13 protein-coding genes are annotated in these 16,734 nt (G+C 39.7%); 7 read left to right on the top strand and 6 right to left on the bottom strand.

Annotation, left to right across the window (positions count from 1 at the left end):
- Nucleotides 1-130: 130 nt before the first annotated feature.
- The 4 genes from ACKTS5_RS17005 to ACKTS5_RS16990 are packed head-to-tail and all read right to left on the bottom strand — an operon-like array spanning nt 131 to nt 6,031.
- The gene (locus tag ACKTS5_RS17005; RefSeq protein WP_408045082.1) at nt 131-1,939 is read right to left on the bottom strand and encodes an acyl-CoA dehydrogenase family protein; all 1,809 of its coding nucleotides are present in this window, start codon (nt 1,937-1,939) and stop codon (nt 131-133) included.
- Nucleotides 1,940-1,957: 18 nt separating this feature from the next.
- Nucleotides 1,958-3,148 (bottom strand): acetyl-CoA C-acyltransferase, encoded by a 1,191-nt coding sequence (locus ACKTS5_RS17000; RefSeq protein ID WP_408045081.1) that lies wholly within the window; start codon nt 3,146-3,148, stop codon nt 1,958-1,960.
- 4 nt (nt 3,149-3,152) lie between these two features.
- Nucleotides 3,153-5,558: a 3-hydroxyacyl-CoA dehydrogenase/enoyl-CoA hydratase family protein gene (locus ACKTS5_RS16995; protein ID WP_408045080.1), complete on the bottom strand. Its 2,406-nt coding sequence runs from the start codon at nt 5,556-5,558 to the stop codon at nt 3,153-3,155.
- Between the two features lie 14 nt (nt 5,559-5,572).
- On the bottom strand, nt 5,573-6,031 hold the full coding sequence (locus ACKTS5_RS16990; protein ID WP_408045079.1) for a MarR family winged helix-turn-helix transcriptional regulator: 459 nt from the start codon (nt 6,029-6,031) through the stop codon (nt 5,573-5,575).
- Between the two features lie 230 nt (nt 6,032-6,261).
- On the opposite strand from ACKTS5_RS16990, the gene ACKTS5_RS16985 reads away from it, so the two are divergent.
- From ACKTS5_RS16985 to ACKTS5_RS16975, 3 genes are all read left to right on the top strand, one after another.
- Entirely contained in the window at nt 6,262-7,191 is a 930-nt protein-coding gene (locus tag ACKTS5_RS16985) for an ABC transporter ATP-binding protein (RefSeq protein ID WP_408045078.1), read from the top strand.
- A gap of 2 nt (nt 7,192-7,193) precedes the next feature.
- Nucleotides 7,194-8,516 carry an ABC transporter permease gene (locus ACKTS5_RS16980; RefSeq protein WP_408045077.1) on the top strand — a complete coding sequence of 441 codons (1,323 nt, stop codon included), beginning with the start codon at nt 7,194-7,196 and terminating at the stop codon, nt 8,514-8,516.
- A gap of 67 nt (nt 8,517-8,583) precedes the next feature.
- Entirely contained in the window at nt 8,584-9,408 is an 825-nt protein-coding gene (locus ACKTS5_RS16975) for a mechanosensitive ion channel family protein (protein WP_408045076.1), read from the top strand.
- Nucleotides 9,409-9,410: 2 nt separating this feature from the next.
- Here the strand turns inward: ACKTS5_RS16975 and ACKTS5_RS16970 are convergent, their stop codons facing one another.
- Nucleotides 9,411-10,883 carry a phosphatidylserine decarboxylase gene (locus tag ACKTS5_RS16970; protein WP_408045075.1) on the bottom strand — a complete coding sequence of 491 codons (1,473 nt, stop codon included), beginning with the start codon at nt 10,881-10,883 and terminating at the stop codon, nt 9,411-9,413.
- A 335-nt stretch (nt 10,884-11,218) separates the two neighbouring features.
- On the opposite strand from ACKTS5_RS16970, the gene ACKTS5_RS16965 reads away from it, so the two are divergent.
- A complete protein-coding gene (locus ACKTS5_RS16965; protein WP_408045074.1) occupies nt 11,219-12,382 on the top strand; it encodes a sigma-54-dependent transcriptional regulator in 1,164 nt (387 codons plus the stop codon).
- A gap of 62 nt (nt 12,383-12,444) precedes the next feature.
- On the opposite strand, the gene katG is transcribed toward ACKTS5_RS16965, so the two are convergent.
- The gene (gene katG / locus ACKTS5_RS16960; protein ID WP_408045073.1) at nt 12,445-14,658 is read right to left on the bottom strand and encodes a catalase/peroxidase HPI; all 2,214 of its coding nucleotides are present in this window, start codon (nt 14,656-14,658) and stop codon (nt 12,445-12,447) included.
- 309 nt (nt 14,659-14,967) lie between these two features.
- Between katG and ACKTS5_RS16955 the strand changes: the two genes are divergently transcribed.
- The 3 genes from ACKTS5_RS16955 (at nt 14,968) to ACKTS5_RS16945 (ending at nt 16,282) form a co-directional block, all read left to right on the top strand.
- Entirely contained in the window at nt 14,968-15,609 is a 642-nt protein-coding gene (locus ACKTS5_RS16955) for a peroxiredoxin (RefSeq protein WP_408045072.1), read from the top strand.
- A gap of 102 nt (nt 15,610-15,711) precedes the next feature.
- Nucleotides 15,712-16,020 (top strand): thioredoxin family protein, encoded by a 309-nt coding sequence (locus ACKTS5_RS16950; protein ID WP_408045071.1) that lies wholly within the window; start codon nt 15,712-15,714, stop codon nt 16,018-16,020.
- 4 nt (nt 16,021-16,024) lie between these two features.
- Nucleotides 16,025-16,282, top strand: a complete 258-nt coding sequence (locus ACKTS5_RS16945) for a DUF6952 family protein (protein WP_408045070.1) — start codon at nt 16,025-16,027, stop codon at nt 16,280-16,282.
- Nucleotides 16,283-16,734 lie beyond the last annotated feature (452 nt).

The following is a 16,734-nucleotide window of genomic DNA, read 5'->3' as shown; positions in this document are numbered from 1 at the left end:
ATAAAACAAACTTACCGAATAGTATATAAAAAGACCGTTAAAACTTAATTTAACGGTCTTTTAAACAAACAACTAAATTCTAAAACCTATAAAAGTTGAAGAAGCTTGTTCGCTCTTTCGAGCAATATGATTAGAAGCAGTATTGGTTTTCTGCGTTCATTTTGTCTGCGATTAACGTACGTAAAGCAACTACGTTAGGCATGTTAGCGTATTTTGTAAAACGCTTTAATCCCATTAATAACATGCGTTGCTCATCACCTTCAGCGAAAGAAACGATTCCTTCTTTAGCTTTTGAAGTGATTTTTTCGATGGCGTTGAACAAGTTCAATTTAGCCATAGCGATTTGTACTTCTTGACTAGCCTCACCACTGCGTTTTGCATTTTTCTCAGTTCTTAAAATAGCACTCTCTGCCATGTAGATTTCGATTAAAATGTCAGAAGCAGCCATTAATAATTGTTGGTGTTGCTCTAATTCTGGTCCAAATTTTTGGATAGCTGAACCTGCTACCATTAAGAATACCTTCTTTAATTTGGCGAGAATCTCCTTTTCTTCTGAGAATAATTCAGAGTAATCAGGGGTGTCAAATGAAGGAATTCCCATCAATTCATCAGCAACTGCCATAGCAGGCTCCAATAAATTTACGTGTCCTTTCATGGCTTTCTTTACTAACATTCCCACTGATAACATGCGGTTAATTTCGTTAGTACCCTCGTAGATTCGTGAAATACGAGCATCTCTCCAAGCAGACTCCATTGGAGTTTCTTCTGAGAATCCCATTCCTCCAAAAATTTGGATTCCTTCGTCAGTACAGTTCTGTACGTCTTCAGAAACTTTTACCTTTAAGATAGAACATTCAATTGCGTATTCTTCTACTCCTTTTAACTCAGCTTCTTGGTGCGTGTTTCCTTCTTCTTGACGAATAGCGATACGGTCTTCAATGTTTTTAGCTGCACGGTAAGTTCCAGACTCTCCAACGTAGCAAGCAGTTGCCATTTCAGCTAATTTAGCCTTGATAGCACCGAAGTTTGCGATAGGAGTTTTAAACTGAACGCGCTCGTTAGCGTACTTTACACTTTCAGTAATTACGCGACGCTGTGCATCTAAACATGCTGCCGCTAATTTGATACGTCCAACGTTTAAGGCATTCATGGCGATTTTAAATCCACCACCACGCTCTGATAACATGTTTTCTACAGGTACTTCAGTATCGTTGAAGAATACCTGACGAGTAGATGATGAACGAATACCTAATTTGTGTTCTTCTTCACCTAAGGTAATTCCGTTTGGATTGTTAGGATCGTATTCAACGATAAATCCAGTGATGTTTTTATCGTCTTCGATACGGGCAAATACGATGAAAATCTCAGCAAAACCTGCATTTGAAATCCACATTTTTTGTCCGTTAATTTTATAAGTCTTCCCGTCTTCAGACAAGGCAGCGGTCGTTTTACCAGAGTTGGCATCAGATCCAGCTCCTGGTTCCGTTAAACAGTAAGCTCCGAATTTTGTTCCTGTAGCCAATGCTGGAACGTATTTTTTCTTTTGCTCTTCTGTACCGTATAGCGTGATAGGCATCGTACCAATTCCGGTATGTGCACCGAAAGCGGTAGCTACAGATCCAGTGGCTCCTGAAAAGTAGTCACAAGTAAGCATGGTAGAAACAAATCCCATACCAAGCCCGTCGTACTCTTCTGGTACGGCTACACCTAAGAATCCTAACTCTCCAGCTTTGCGCATTACCTCTTCTGTCAATGCGTAATCTTTTGCTTCGAATTGTGGTTTTTTAGGCCAAATTTCTCTGTCTACGAATTCCTTTACTGAGTCGCGCATCATTTGTTGCTCTTCAGAAAAATCTTCAGGTGTGAAAACGTCTTCACATTTCGTTTCTTTTACGAGGAACTGTCCTCCGCGTAATATATCTTTATTAATGGTCTCCATTGTTGTTTAATGTTTTTGTTAGTTTAAGAATTCAAAAATACCTGCAGCACCTTGTCCGGTTCCTACACACATCGTTACCATACCGTACTTGTTGTTCAATGAACGCTTGCGCATTTCGTCGAATAACTGTACCGATAGTTTTGCTCCAGTACACCCTAGTGGATGTCCAAGGGCAATAGCTCCTCCATTTACGTTAATGATGTCAGGATTTAATCCAAGTTCTCTAACAACAGCTAATGATTGAGAAGCAAAGGCTTCGTTTAATTCAATCAAGTCGATGTCGTTTTGCTGTAATCCAGCTTGCTTTAAAGCTTTCGGAATGGCAGCTACGGGTCCAATACCCATAATTCTAGGAGGTACACCTGCGGCAGCATAGCTTACCATACGTGCAATAGGCTCCAAGTTTAACTCTTTTACCATGTCTTCGCTCATGACCATAACAAAGGCAGCACCATCACTTGTTTGCGATGAGTTACCTGCAGTTACTGATCCATTTGCGGCAAAAACGGGACGTAATTTAGCCAAGGCTTCTACGCTAGTTCCTCTACGAGGTCCTTCGTCTTTGTTTACAGTGTATTGTTTTGTCGCGCGCTTTCCGTTAGCGTCGATATAAGTTTCTTCTACGTTGATAGGAGCGATTTGATCTTGGAAACGATCCGAATCCAAGGCTTTTAACGCTTTTAAATGCGATTCGTATGCGAACTGATCTTGGTCAGCACGCGATACGTTGTACTGCTGTGCTACAGCCTCGGCAGTATTTCCCATTCCCCAGTAGTAATCTTCATGACCTGCATTTACGAGGTCGTAGTTCAATTCAGGCTTAAAACCAGTCATCGGAACTGAACTCATACTTTCTGTACCACCAGCGATGATACAATTCGCCATTCCCGATTGAATTTTAGCAACAGCCATACCGATGGTTTCCAATCCTGATGAACAGAATCTGTTAACCGTAACTCCAGGTACATCTACTGAATCTAACCCGATTAACGAAATAATACGAGCCATGTTCAATCCTTGCGATCCTTCTGGCATTGCGTTACCTACGATGACATCATCAATACGAGTCACGTCAAATTCCGGTAACTTATCCATCATAAATTTGATGGTCTCAGCAGCCATTTCATCGGCTCTTTTAAAACGGAACACACCTTTTTTTGATTTTCCAACGGCGGTTCTATATCCTTTTACTATATATGCTGTTTTCATGATTTTAGTTTCTTAGTGGTTTACCAGTTTTTAACATGTGCTGAATACGCTCTAATGTCTTGCGCTCCGTTGTTAAACTTAAGAAAGCCTCACGTTCAAGGTCTAATAAATACTGCTCTGTAACTTTGGTAGGCTCTGATAAGTCACCTCCAGCCATTACATAAGCGAGTTTGTTGGCAATTTTCTGATCGTGTTCAGAAATGTATTTTGATGCATTCATCGCATCCGTACCAACTAAGAACATTCCGAGTGCTTGTTTACCTAAAACAAGTACATCTTTGCGTTTTACGGGTTGCGTATACCCAGATTCAGCAAGTAAGATAGCGTGTTTCTTAGCTTCTGCAATCTGACGCTCTTTGTTTACCACTACGACATCTTTACCTTTTTGTAATAAGTTTAGGTCGAAAGCTTCGTGTGCTGAAGTAGCCACTTTAGCCATACCGATGGTCAAGAAGTGCTCTTGTAAAACGTTTAATTGTACATCCCCTTGATGGAATAAGTCTTGAGCGCGAACGGCCATTTCCTTAGATCCACCTCCACCAGGAATCACACCTACACCGAATTCTACCAATCCGATATACGTTTCTGCTGCGGCAACTACTTTGTCGGCGTGTAATGATAATTCACATCCTCCACCTAACGTCATTCCGTGTGGTGCTGCAATCGTTGGAATCGATGAATAACGCATACGCATCATCGTATCTTGGAAGTATTTAATCGCCATGTTGAGCTCGTCGTATTCTTGCTCTACAGCCATCATAAAAATCATTCCGATATTCGCTCCTACAGAGAAGTTAGCTCCTTGGTTACCGATCACTAAACCTTGGAAATCTTTTTCAGCTAAATCAACCGCTTTGTTTAATCCTGCTAAAACATCTCCACCGATGGTGTTCATTTTTGATTGGAACTCACAGTTTAAGATACCGTCACCCAAATCTTCAATCACTACACCTGAGTTTTTGAAAACTTCTTTTGTTTTACGGATGTTGTCGAGGATGATAAATGCATCCTGTCCTGGTTTCTTCACTTGAGCTTGTTGGGTTACGTCGTAGTAATACGTTGCACCGTCTTTTACTGTATAGAAAGCAGTTTCTCCTTTGGCCAACATTTCAGTTACCCAAGCAGCTGGTGTTAATCCTTCTGCTTTCATCAATTCGATCCCCTTTTCAACACCTACGGCATCCCAGATTTCGAAAGGTCCATTTTCCCATCCAAAACCAGCTTTCATCGCATCGTCGATACGGTACAATTCGTCTGAAATTTCAGGAATACGGTTTTGAACATAAGCGAACATAGCGGCAAAGTTTTTGCGGTAGAACGCTCCTGCTTTATCTTTTCCTCCTACCAATACTTTAAAGCGATCGATAGGTTTATCAATAGTTTTTGTCAACTCTAGCGTTGCGAATTTAGCACGCTGTTTCGGACGGTATTCTAGTGTGTTTAAGTCGAGTGATAAAATTTCTTTTTTCCCCTCGGCATTCACCGTCTTTTTGTAAAAACCTTGTTTGGTTTTGTTTCCTAACCATTTGTTTTCCATCATTTTTTCGATGAAATCAGGAAGCTTGAATAATTCGTGCGCTTCGTCGTTAGGACAGTTTTCGTAAATACCGTTGGCTACGTGTACTAGCGTATCGAGTCCAACTACATCTACGGTACGGAAAGTAGCTGATTTAGGACGTCCAATTACTGGTCCTGTTAATTTATCAACTTCTTCTATGGTTAATCCTAATTCTTTTACCTGGTGGAAAAGTGATTGAATTCCGAAGATTCCAATTCTGTTTCCGATAAAAGCAGGAGTATCTTTCGCTAATACAGAAGTTTTTCCTAAGAACTTAGAACCGTAATCCATTAAGAAATCAGTGATTTCTTGTTTACAGTCTGGTCCCGGAACTACTTCAAATAACTTTAAGTAACGCGGTGGGTTAAAAAAGTGCGTTACGGCAAAGTGTTGACGGAAGTCTTCACTTCTTCCTTCGTTCATGAACTTGATAGGAATTCCTGAGGTATTCGAAGAAACGATAGTTCCAGGAGTTCTGTATTGTTCGATTTTCTCAAAAACACTTTGCTTAATGTCAAGACGCTCAACAACAACCTCCATAATCCAATCAACATCCTTGATTTTGTGTAAGTCGTCTTCTATGTTTCCAGTAGTAATTCGATCTGCAAATTTCTTGTTGTAAATCGGAGATGGTTTTGATTTTAACGAGGCAGTCAAGGCATCGTTTACCAATCGGTTACGTACAACTTTGTCTTCTAAAGTTAATCCTTTTGCTTTTTCTTTGTCGTTAAGTTCTCGGGGAATAATGTCTAATAATAAAACCTCAACGCCAATGTTGGCAAAATGACACGCAATACCAGATCCCATGATACCAGAACCAACAATTGCTACTTTTTTAATTCTTCTTGTCATTTGTATATTTGTTTTTATACAGCGTCTTTGTTAATGTCTTCATACACTAACTTGTCTGTAATAAGTTTATTGATTGTTGTTGTTACTTTGAAAAAATTTTCCAGCTCTGCATCTGTGATGTATTCGCGCACTTTGTTGTTGAACTGATAAACATGACCTTTAGAAACTTCTCGCATTTCTTTTCCGAAATCGGTAAGTTTCAAAATCACACTCCTTCCGTCATTTGGATTTTTCATTCTGTAAATGAGTTTTTTGTCCTCCATAGTTTTGAGTAACCTCGATAAACTAGTCGGCTCCATTCCCATTAATGGTCCTAGTGCAGTGGAAGGTGTTCCTGCGTCGAAATCAATATTGAGTAAAGCAAAAGCGGTGGCCATGGTGCTGTTGTGTTTCGCAGCTTGCTCGTTGTACATTTTAGCAACGGCCTGCCAAGTTGCTCTTAGCTGGTGATCTATTGATTTGTTTTTATCCATACAGGGTCAAATATATAAAAAAATATTATGCATGCATAGTAAATTGATAAAAAATTATGCATGCATAGTAAATTATAATGCAATTTTTAAGCCCTGTAAATCTATTTTGTTTAAAATTTGAATAGATTTCGTAACATATTGTTAAAATTGAGGACTAACAAAGTGTAAAAAGCTGTAAGTTTGTTTACGCTATCAGATATGAAAAACAATTAATCAACTAAAACATAGTAATGGATACATTATTAGCAATAGACAATGTAGTAAAGAATTACGGAGACCATACTGCATTAAACGGGGTGTCTATGCAAATTCCGAAAGGTAGTGTTTTCGGATTGTTAGGTCCTAACGGAGCTGGAAAGACTTCGCTCATTCGTATAATCAATCAAATTACCATACCCGACAGCGGATCGGTGTACTTAGATGGAGAGGCTTTGGCCCCACATCACGTAGAGCATATTGGCTACTTGCCAGAAGAGCGCGGTTTGTACAAAAGTATGAAGGTAGGTGAACAAGCGCTGTACCTGGCGCAACTGAAAGGCTTGTCAAAGTCAGAGGCAAAAAAGCGCTTGAAATACTGGTTTGACAAGTTTGAAATCGGTGCGTGGTGGGGTAAGAAAATTGAAGAGCTTTCCAAAGGGATGGCACAAAAAGTACAGTTCATAGTAACAGTATTACACCGTCCTAAATTGTTAATTTTTGACGAACCATTTTCAGGGTTCGATCCTATTAATGCGCAGTTGATTGCCAAAGAAATTTTGCAGTTAAGAGACGAAGGGGCGACCATCATCTTTTCTACCCACAGAATGGAGAGCGTAGAGGAGATGTGCGATTATATAGCACTCATCAATAAATCGAATAAAATTCTCGACGGAAAATTAACGGATATCAAAAAGGAGTTTAGGTCGTTCACCTACCAGGTAGGTTTAAACACGGCTAATCAAACTCAGGTAAATGCCGAGTTAAAAGAACGTTTTAAGGTAAGTCCAGCTGATTTTGAAATGCTCTCAAATGGGTTGACTGTGAATGTACAGTTATCAGCAAACGATTCACCTAATGAGCTACTGTCTTTTTTAACGAGTAGAGGAGAAGTACAGCATTTTGTAGAACTCGTGCCTAGTGCCAACGATATCTTTATTCAAGCAATCCAAAAAAATAGTTAGTGATGAAAAAGTTACAGTTAATTATTCAGAGAGAGTTTATTGCCAAGGTGCGTAATAAATCGTTTATCGTAATGACCTTTTTGAGTCCGCTCATAATGGTCGGAATGGGATTCTTGGTCTTCTTCCTGATGAAAAAGAACGACGAGAAGGTGAAGCAAATTGTGTTTGTAGATGAATCAGGATTGTTTGCACAGGATGTGTTTAAGGATACCAAAACGGTAAAATTCCAAGATTTTACTAAAATGGGGATTGACGATTCCAAAGAAAAAGTTAAGGAGGGAGACTATTACGGGGTGGTACACATTCCGAAAGTAGATAGCTTAGAGTTGTTGGCAAAGAACATAACCTTCTATTCTAAAGAATCTCCTAGTTTAAACGTCATCGGTTCTTTAGAAGATAAAATCGATAAGAAGATTCGCAATGAGAAGTTAGAGTCTTTCGGGATCGATTTGAATAAGATTAAAGCGTCACGTATTTCTTCCGAAATAAAAATGTACAATTTTTCAGGAGAAAAGTCTTCGAAGCTCATCAATGGATTAAAGATTGGAGTTGGAGCCATCGCAGGTTACCTACTCATGATGTTCGTAATGATTTACGGTACTTCGGTAATGCGAAGCGTGATTGAAGAGAAGACGAGTAGAATTATCGAGGTCATAGTGTCTTCGGTAAAGCCGTTTCAGTTGATGATGGGGAAAATTATAGGGAATGCAAGTGCAGGATTGTTACAGTTTGTCATTTGGGGGATACTCCTCTTGGTGATTAGCGTAGTGGCGAGTACAGTATTCGGGATAGATATGACCGAGATGCAAGCTGCTAAATTAAATCCAGAACAAGTGGCTGACATGCAACAGATGGCAGGAGGAAAAGAGCAAGAGATTTTTAAGGCAATTTTTGAGTTGCCTTTGGTAAAGATGTTCTTCCTATTTATCTTTTACTTCCTCGGAGGGTATATGTTATACAGTTCGCTGTTTGCTGCTGTAGGTGCTGCCGTGGATAATGAAACGGATACCCAGCAGTTTATGATGCCAATTATGTTGCCTTTGATATTAGGAGTATACGTCGGTTTTGCTACTGTAATTAACGATCCTCACGGTCCTATTTCAGTAATCTTCTCCTATGTACCCTTTACATCACCAATAGTGATGCTTATGAGAATTCCGTTCGGAGTTTCATGGTGGGAAATTCTCATATCGATGGTGTTACTCATCGTAACCTTTGTTTTTATGGTTTGGATCGCTTCAAAAATTTACCGAGTAGGTATTTTGATGTACGGTAAAAAGCCAACCTATAAAGATTTGTGGAAATGGATGCGTTACAGCGGTTAAACATATCAAAAAGCAGTTACTTGAGTAACTGCTTTTTTTTATCCTGTGCTATTTGTACTTTTAACTCGTGAAAGAAATTAACAACTTTTTAAATTATTCCTTTAAGTTTAGTAAGGAAATAAGCATCAGTATCAAGTCAATATTACTGTTGTTAATCGTTCTTGTAGTAGCTTCGGTACTATTGAGGTCGTTTAAGAAATTTGTGGTTCGAAGGTTGGAACGCGAAGACCAAAATAAATTTGATACCGTATTTTCATTTGCGAGCTGGTTGGTATACATTGTCATCTTCCTCGTAACACTGAGTTCTTCAGGGGTGAATGTTACGGCGATTTTTGCGGCTTCCGCAGCCTTATTGATCGGTGTGGGTTTGGCTTTGCAAACTTTTTTTCAAGATATTATTTCGGGGATATTTATCATCGTTGACCAGAGTGTTCACGTGGGCGACGTTATTGAGCTCGATGGTAAAGTCGGTCGCGTCGTAGAAATCAAGTTACGCACCACCCGTACGGTTACCATAGAGAACAAAGTTTTGGTAATTCCCAATCACAAATACCTTACCAGTAGTCTGTTTAATTGGACGCAAAACGGCAGTACTGTTCGAGAGTATGTGAGTATTGGTGTCGCTTACGGAAGCGATGTAGAAAAGGTAAAAGAGTTGTTGTTGTTAGCGGCTAAAGAACACCCAAAAGTATTGAGTGCTCCAGAGCCGATGGTATTGTTTGAAGATTTTGGCGATAGTGCTTTGCTGTTTAAGCTGGTGTTTACTATCGATGATAGCTTTTTAGCGATGATAGCCAAGAGCGAGCTGCGCTTTGCCATCGATGCTTTGTTTAGAGAACACAATATTAGTATTCCTTTCCCTCAGCGCGATATCCATCTTATCAAACATTGATGTTAACGGTATTTTCCGATACTATTTCCGTATTCGTATTGGGAATTGATGGAGTTTTTATGTTGAAAGATAGCAATATCAGGATTTTCAAAGAGCAAGAGTAGTTGCCCGTGATTACTTTTAAAACTTCCTAATTGGTACCCTTTGCAAACGGCCCTACCTTGTAATTCAGTAGCGAGTGCTACCCCGTTTTTTACCGAATCTCCAATGGCTATCAAAGCCACTTTACCAATGTCTTTTGTGTCGAAAATTAAAACGCCTTTAGAACTGGCATAGGAGAATCCTCCATAGGCTTCTGTTTCCGTAATGGTGAATTGTCCTTTTCGGTATTGCACGAGTTGGTTTTCTGTTCCAATACTAAATGCTGTGTGTAAAAGCGTCCCAATTACTGGAGCGTGAATACTGGCGTAATTGTTTTGCGGAATACTGTAGTGAACGATTTTTCCGTTGTAGAAATAATGATTGTATGGTGTATTTCCTAGGAGTTGATGGATGGACTGTGTTTTGTAATGCGGGGCGATGAGTATACTGTGAAACTGCCCGTTTTTATCGATTACTTGCTCTTGATTGAAGTAGCAATCCGAGGGTGCCGATACACTGTCATTTGTGTTAGGAGTATCAATGCTGCGATAGGTAGAAATGCCAGATTTAGGATCGGAATCAGGTAGTGATAAATCCAGGTAATCTTGATAGCAATGCCAATGGGTAGCCATGCTGCCTTTCAAATACATACTTTCGTTAAAGAAGGTATTGATTTCGTTGCGCAATTGCGTTAAGGAACTCGGAGATTGTAAATAGGTTCCCCAAGAGTACATAAATTGCTCTGCCCAGTGTTTAAAGTTGAACCCGTTAATGTGGTTGCGGTGATTGTACAGGTACTGCGTGTTTTGGTCAACAGTGATTTCTTGTTGCAACAACCAATAAAAGTGAAGGCCTAGGTTAATATACTGTTCTGTGTGTTGCTCGTTATCTGTCAGTGTAATCTGTAAGCTACTTGATTTTGAAATTTCGTTTAAATACAGGAAAAACTGCCCTATAGTTTCCGGCCATCCGTTTTTGTTTAGATGTTCATCGATACTCGTGTATACTTGTTTTGAGATGTGCTGTTTGGCGTAAAACTTTGCTTTCTGCAAGGCTTCCTCAATGCTGTGGAGGAGTTGAGGGTTGATGAGGAGCTGGTTGGCGAGTTGAATTAATGGGTAGTGATGTTCGTCCAAGCGATGCTGCTCTTCCTGTGTGCGGATGCCGAAAACCCATTCCCAAATAATGGGAGATGACGGAAAGCTAACCTTGCATAAAAATTGTAGGTGCTCGGGTGTTTTTTCATTTTCAAAGACGCTTACTGGGATAATTTCAAATCCGTTGATGAATTTGGTAGCAGCAGCGAAAATTTCTCGATGTTCATAACTCAGAGGTCTGAAAAAAGCTTCAGCAATAGGGGATGACTGTGCGTTAGAGGGTGATGTAATTTCCATAGAGTTCGTTGTTTTTAAATTCGTTTATCTGACTTGGAAAATAATATCAAAAGGGGGTGATTTAGTTGTGATTTTCAACCCAATCTAAAGTAAGATAGTTCTTTTTTTTATGTTTTCCAATTTTTAAGTATTTAAAAATGAGTTTGTTGTGTGTTGGTGTTTCTTTGGTTTCTACGCGAGGGGTAAAAGCATTCGGAAAGATTGTATTAGGATTTAGGGAGCTGTTTTTTTAAAAATCTGTATTTTTAACCGACGGCTGCACCGTAAATTGGCACGATAGGTGCAGTGTATAACTAAAATAAAAAAATGAAGGCAGTAAAGCTGCGAGTATAGATATGAGTAAAATATTAATTATAGAAGACGAAGCTGCAATTCGCAGAGTTCTAAAAAAGATCATTTCAGAAGAAAATGACAGTTACGAAGTAGAGGAAGCAGCTGATGGACTGGCCGGAATTGAAATGATTAAAGATCGCGATTTTGATTTGGTATTGTGTGATATTAAAATGCCGAAGATGGACGGTGTTGAGGTGCTGGAAAAAGCCCGAAAAATTAAGCCCGAAATCCCAATGGTAATGATTTCTGGACACGGGGATTTGGATACTGCTGTCAATACCATGCGACTCGGAGCTTTCGATTATATTTCTAAACCGCCAGATTTAAATAGATTACTCAATACGGTTCGCAATGCCTTGGATAGAAAAGAATTGGTCGTAGAAAATAAGCGCCTTAAAAAGAAAGTGAGCAAGAGCTACGAAATGGTAGGAGAAAGCGCTGCGATCAATCATATCAAAGAGATAATTGAAAAGGTAGCTGATACCGATGCCCGCGTATTAATTACTGGTCCAAACGGAACGGGAAAAGAGTTGGTGGCGCATTGGTTACACGAGAAGTCGAGTAGGGTAAAAGCCCCGATGATCGAAGTCAATTGTGCTGCAATTCCTTCAGAGTTGATAGAGAGTGAATTGTTCGGTCATGTAAAAGGGAGTTTTACTGGTGCGAACAAAGACAGAGCAGGGAAGTTTGAGGCTGCCAATGGAGGGACTATTTTCCTAGATGAAATTGGAGATATGAGCTTGTCAGCACAGGCAAAAGTACTGAGAGCTTTGCAAGAAAATAGAATTTCTAGAGTAGGGTCGGATAAAGATATTAAAGTGAATGTACGCGTAGTTGCGGCGACGAATAAAGATCTAAAAAAGGAAATTGCAGAAGGTCGTTTCCGAGAGGATTTGTACCATCGTTTAGCGGTAATCTTAATCAAAGTACCCGCGTTGAACGACCGTCGTGAAGACATCCCTTTGTTGGTGAAATTCTTCGCTGAGAAAATAGCCAGCGAACAAGGAACTCCTAAAAAGCAGTTTTCGGAAGCTGCCATAAAATTACTGCAAGAGTACGATTGGACCGGGAATATACGTGAATTGAGGAACGTAGTCGAACGCTTAATCATTCTCGGAGAGCAAGAAGTCTCAGAAAATGACGTACAGCTATTTGCTAGCAAATAGTTTTCAAAAAAAAAGAAGAGTAAAATACTCTTCTTTTTTTATTTTAAGGATGCTGCCCTTGATTAAAAGCGATCGAGATTCATTACTTTATGCCAAACGCTTACAAAGTCTCGGATAAATTTTTCTTTCGCATCTTCACTAGCGTATACTTCTGCCAGTGCACGAAGTTCGGAATTCGATCCAAATACGAGGTCAACTCTGCTAGCCATCCACTCGAGCTTTCCTGTTGAGCGGCGGGTTCCATTAAAGTATTCACGACGCTGATCAGTAGGTTCCCACGCAATCCCATCGTCTAAGAGATGAATAAAGAAATCGTTACTTAAAGTGCCTGGACGTTGGGTTAAAACTCCGTGTTTAGACTGATTGTAGTTGCTGTCCAGTACGCGCATACCTCCTAAAAGTACCGTCATTTCCGGAGCAGTTAATCCGAGGAGTTGTGCACGGTCGATCAACAATTCTTCTGAGCTCACCAGATCACCTGCTTTTCTGTAGTTTCTAAAGCCGTCAGCTCTGGGTTCGAGTACAGCAAATGAACTGGCGTCTGTTTGCGATTCCAAGGCATCATTTCTTCCGGGCTTGAAAGGTACTTCGATGTCAAACCCTGCAGCAGCTGCTGCTTTTTCAATTCCTACAGCTCCTCCGAGAACAATAAGGTCAGCTAGCGAAACTTTTTTCGCGTCTTTTTGTGTCGCGTTAAACTCTTTTTGAAGGAGTGTTAGTTGCTTTAGAACGCGTTTAAGCTGTGCTGGATTGTTGACTTCCCAGTCGTTTTGTGGGGCGAAACGGATGCGTGCACCGTTAGCACCTCCACGTTTGTCAGAACCTCTAAAGGTAGCAGCACTAGCCCAGGCCGTACTGACGAGTTCTTGAATGCTCAAGCCACTGTCAGCAATACGTTCTTTGAGAGATTGCTGGTCAGCGTGGTCTATAAGAAGGTAATCAATGGCAGGAATTGGATCTTGCCAAATGAGCTCTTCAGTGGGCACTTCACTTCCTAGGTATAGTTTTTTAGGCCCCATATCTCTGTGGGTGAGTTTAAACCAGGCACGAGCAAAAGCATCGGCAAAGACTGCTGGATTTTCATAGAATCGCTTTGAAATAGGTGCGTAAATAGGATCGAGTTTTAAGGCCATGTCCGCGGTGGTCATCATTAAATCTTGACCCTCGTTCGGATTGTGAGCTCTCGGTGCTTGTTGTGCCTTAGATGCTTCAGTAGGCTTCCATTGATGTGCACCAGCCGGACTTGTGGTAAGTTCCCAGTCGTAGTTTAATAGCACTCTAAAATAATCGTTGTCCCACTGGGTAGGGTTTGGCGTCCAGGCACCTTCGATACCACTGGTAATCGTATCATCACCTTTTCCAGACTTAAAACTGTTTTTCCATCCTAGTCCTTGTTCTTCGATACTCGCTCCTTCGGGTTCTCTTCCAACGAATTGATCAGGGTCTGCGGCACCATGAGCTTTACCAAATGTATGTCCACCAGCTACCAGTGCAACCGTTTCTTCATCGTTCATAGCCATTCTTCCGAAGGTTTCTCTGATATCTCTAGCAGAAGCTATCGGGTCAGGATTTCCGTTGGGCCCTTCTGGATTCACGTAAATTAACCCCATTTGAACGGCACCGAGTGGATTTTCCAATGCTCTGTCACCCGTATATCTTTTATCTCCTAACCAAGTCGTTTCGGGTCCCCAATAGATATCTTCTTCTGGTTCCCATATATCTTCGCGTCCACCACCAAAACCAAAGGTGGTAAAGCCCATCGTTTCCAAAGCTCTATTTCCGGCATAGATCATCAAATCTGCCCATGACAACTTATTTCCATATTTTTGTTTAATGGGCCAAAGTAATCGTCTTGCTTTGTCGAGATTTCCGTTATCAGGCCAGCTGTTTAATGGAGCAAAGCGTTGCGATCCGGAACTACCACCACCTCTTCCGTCATGGATACGATAGGTTCCGGCACTGTGCCAAGCCATACGGATAAAGAAAGGACCGTAATGACCGTAATCAGCAGGCCACCACTCTTTTGAATCGGTCATTAAAGCATCGAGGTCAGCGGCTAATTCTTTTAAATCCAGTGTAGCAAAGGCAGCCGCGTAGGAGTAGTCAGGTCCCATTGGGTTCGATAGGGAAGAATGTTGTCGAAGTATCGATAGTTTTAGTTGATTTGGCCACCAATCTCTGTTGGTTGTTCCACCTCCAGCACCCGTATTGTGAGGGCCGAAACCAAAAGGGCATTTACCAGTACTCGCGTTGTTTGATGAATTGAATTCTGTCATGATGTTTCGTTTTATAGGTTCAGGTCAAAATTACAGTAAGTGTTTCAATAATTTTTATCTATAATTTTTATTGTAAAATTGTTTTTGTTAATAGTAGTACTTCTTTTTAAAGTTAATTCTTTGTTTTGTAGAAGTTTAACTAATTTAATTTAAAATAATTATAGTTACTAATTGATGGTATTGATTTATTCTATAGTTTGATAGGAAAAAAAGTGGAGAAATCTAATTTTTATCAATAGAAACCCAATACCTTTGCCTGTGTTTCAAACGAACACAATAAAATTATTAATCATATAAAAAATTAAAAAGATGGCTACATTAGTTGGTAAGAAATTTCCAAATTTAAGCGTTGATGCAATGAACGAAATGGGAGATACGTTCAAAGTAAATGTTTTAGAAGAGGCTGTAAACAACAAGAAAAAAGTAGTATTATTTTGGTATCCAAAAGACTTCACTTTTGTTTGTCCAACTGAATTACACGCTTTCCAAGCTGCATTACCAGAGTTTGAAAAGAGAAATACAATCGTAATCGGAGCTTCTTGTGATACTCCTGAAGTACACTTTGCTTGGTTAAACCAATCAAAAGACAACGGAGGAATCGAGGGAGTTACTTATCCTTTATTGGCGGATAGCAACCGTAACTTATCATCAATTTTAGGGATCTTAGACATCACTAACGAAACTTATGATGAAGCTACAGGAACTGTTCAAGTAGAAGGAGATAACGTAACTTACAGAGCTACTTATATCATTGATGAGGAAGGAACTGTTGTACACGAAGGTGTAAACCACATGCCAATCGGACGTAATGTAAATGAGTACTTACGTTTAATCGATGCTTACACGCACGTACAAGAAAAAGGTGAAGTTTGTCCTGCAAACTGGGAAGAAGGAAAAACTGCAATGCAACCTAACGCAAAAGCAACTGCTGAGTACTTAGCAGCAAACTAATAAATTACAAAGTTCGTGTTTTCGGACACGAACTTTTCTCTTCGAGGCATGCCTAATGCCCATGACTATTCTCTTTGAGAATCCTAAAAAAAAACTTAAAAAATGTTACAAGAATTAAATCAAGACAATTTGGCTCAAATTGTTTCGGATAATAAAACCGTAGTGGTACAATATTCAGCAACTTGGTGTGGTAATTGCCGCATTATGAAGCCTAAGTTTAAGAAATTGGCAAACGAAAATGAATCGGTAGCCTTTGTCATTGCCGATGCAGAAAAATTTCCGGAAAGCCGACAATTAGCTACCGTTGATAACCTACCTACATTTGCAACTTTTGTAGATGGTAAGTTTGTGAACCAAACACAAACCAACAAATTTGATGTGTTAAAAGAATTAGTAAGCGAAGTACTTTAGGGATATGAAATTACCAGTGATTAAGCATTTGACTTCATTTATAGAAGAAAATGATCAAGATTACGTTTTGGAGACCATCGAAACGCTAGAGGCATTAACCGAAGTTCCTTCATTAAAAGATGAGGAGTTGGACGTGATTGGGGAGTTAATTTCCAATATGTATGGAGCCATCGAGGTTGATAAAATGATCAAAGACGGTACTCCTAAAAAAGAGGCCTTAAATAATTTTATGGGTCGCGTTTTAGGATCGATAGATAAATAAAACCGAGGTTACTCGGTTTTATTTTTTATGAGTAGTACAATACAATTCGCTACAGCACTTCCTTGCTGTAGTTCTTTATCAGTAGTTGCTGTAATGGTGAATACACACTAAACATCAATTTGCGCCATAGCCTGTGATGTTTTTACAATGGCAATTCCTGTTTCTTCAAAAGTAAATCCTGATTTTTAGTTAGCAATCTAATCTTATACCGAAGCGTTCGGTGCTTTACTAGCGTATGATATTTTTTGCTAAAAACACAAATTTTTAAGTCTGCAAAAACCTTAGGATTTAAATTTTATACTTAAAAATAATAGTTTCTTCTGGGCAATCTGTTGGTTGATGAAGTAGCAGGTTTCAACCTTTCTTGTTAACTTTTTGTAGGTGTTTTTTTGTAAAGGGAGGTTTTTTTTGTTAAAAAAAGTTAAAAAAGTGTTATATTGTTAGTGTTGTTT

Source organism: Tenacibaculum litopenaei, assembly GCF_964514025.1.
In the GTDB taxonomy this organism is placed as follows: domain Bacteria; phylum Bacteroidota; class Bacteroidia; order Flavobacteriales; family Flavobacteriaceae; genus Polaribacter; species Polaribacter litopenaei.
Note: the sequence above shows the minus strand (reverse complement) of the source record. Positions and strands in the feature narration are given on the sequence as shown.

Excerpts from the sequence above, each read along its gene's own strand:
- ACKTS5_RS17005 (WP_408045082.1), bottom strand. The coding sequence starts at position 1,939 with ATGGAGACCATTAATAAAGATATATTACGCGGAGGACAGTTCCTCGTA.
- ACKTS5_RS17000 (WP_408045081.1), bottom strand. The coding sequence starts at position 3,148 with ATGAAAACAGCATATATAGTAAAAGGATATAGAACCGCCGTTGGAAAA.
- ACKTS5_RS16995 (WP_408045080.1), bottom strand. The coding sequence starts at position 5,558 with ATGACAAGAAGAATTAAAAAAGTAGCAATTGTTGGTTCTGGTATCATG.
- ACKTS5_RS16990 (WP_408045079.1), bottom strand. The coding sequence starts at position 6,031 with ATGGATAAAAACAAATCAATAGATCACCAGCTAAGAGCAACTTGGCAG.
- ACKTS5_RS16985 (WP_408045078.1), top strand. The coding sequence starts at position 6,262 with ATGGATACATTATTAGCAATAGACAATGTAGTAAAGAATTACGGAGAC.
- ACKTS5_RS16980 (WP_408045077.1), top strand. The coding sequence starts at position 7,194 with ATGAAAAAGTTACAGTTAATTATTCAGAGAGAGTTTATTGCCAAGGTG.
- ACKTS5_RS16970 (WP_408045075.1), bottom strand. The coding sequence starts at position 10,883 with ATGGAAATTACATCACCCTCTAACGCACAGTCATCCCCTATTGCTGAA.
- ACKTS5_RS16965 (WP_408045074.1), top strand. The coding sequence starts at position 11,219 with ATGAGTAAAATATTAATTATAGAAGACGAAGCTGCAATTCGCAGAGTT.
- katG (WP_408045073.1), bottom strand. The coding sequence starts at position 14,658 with ATGACAGAATTCAATTCATCAAACAACGCGAGTACTGGTAAATGCCCT.
- ACKTS5_RS16955 (WP_408045072.1), top strand. The coding sequence starts at position 14,968 with ATGGCTACATTAGTTGGTAAGAAATTTCCAAATTTAAGCGTTGATGCA.
- ACKTS5_RS16950 (WP_408045071.1), top strand. The coding sequence starts at position 15,712 with ATGTTACAAGAATTAAATCAAGACAATTTGGCTCAAATTGTTTCGGAT.
- ACKTS5_RS16945 (WP_408045070.1), top strand. The coding sequence starts at position 16,025 with ATGAAATTACCAGTGATTAAGCATTTGACTTCATTTATAGAAGAAAAT.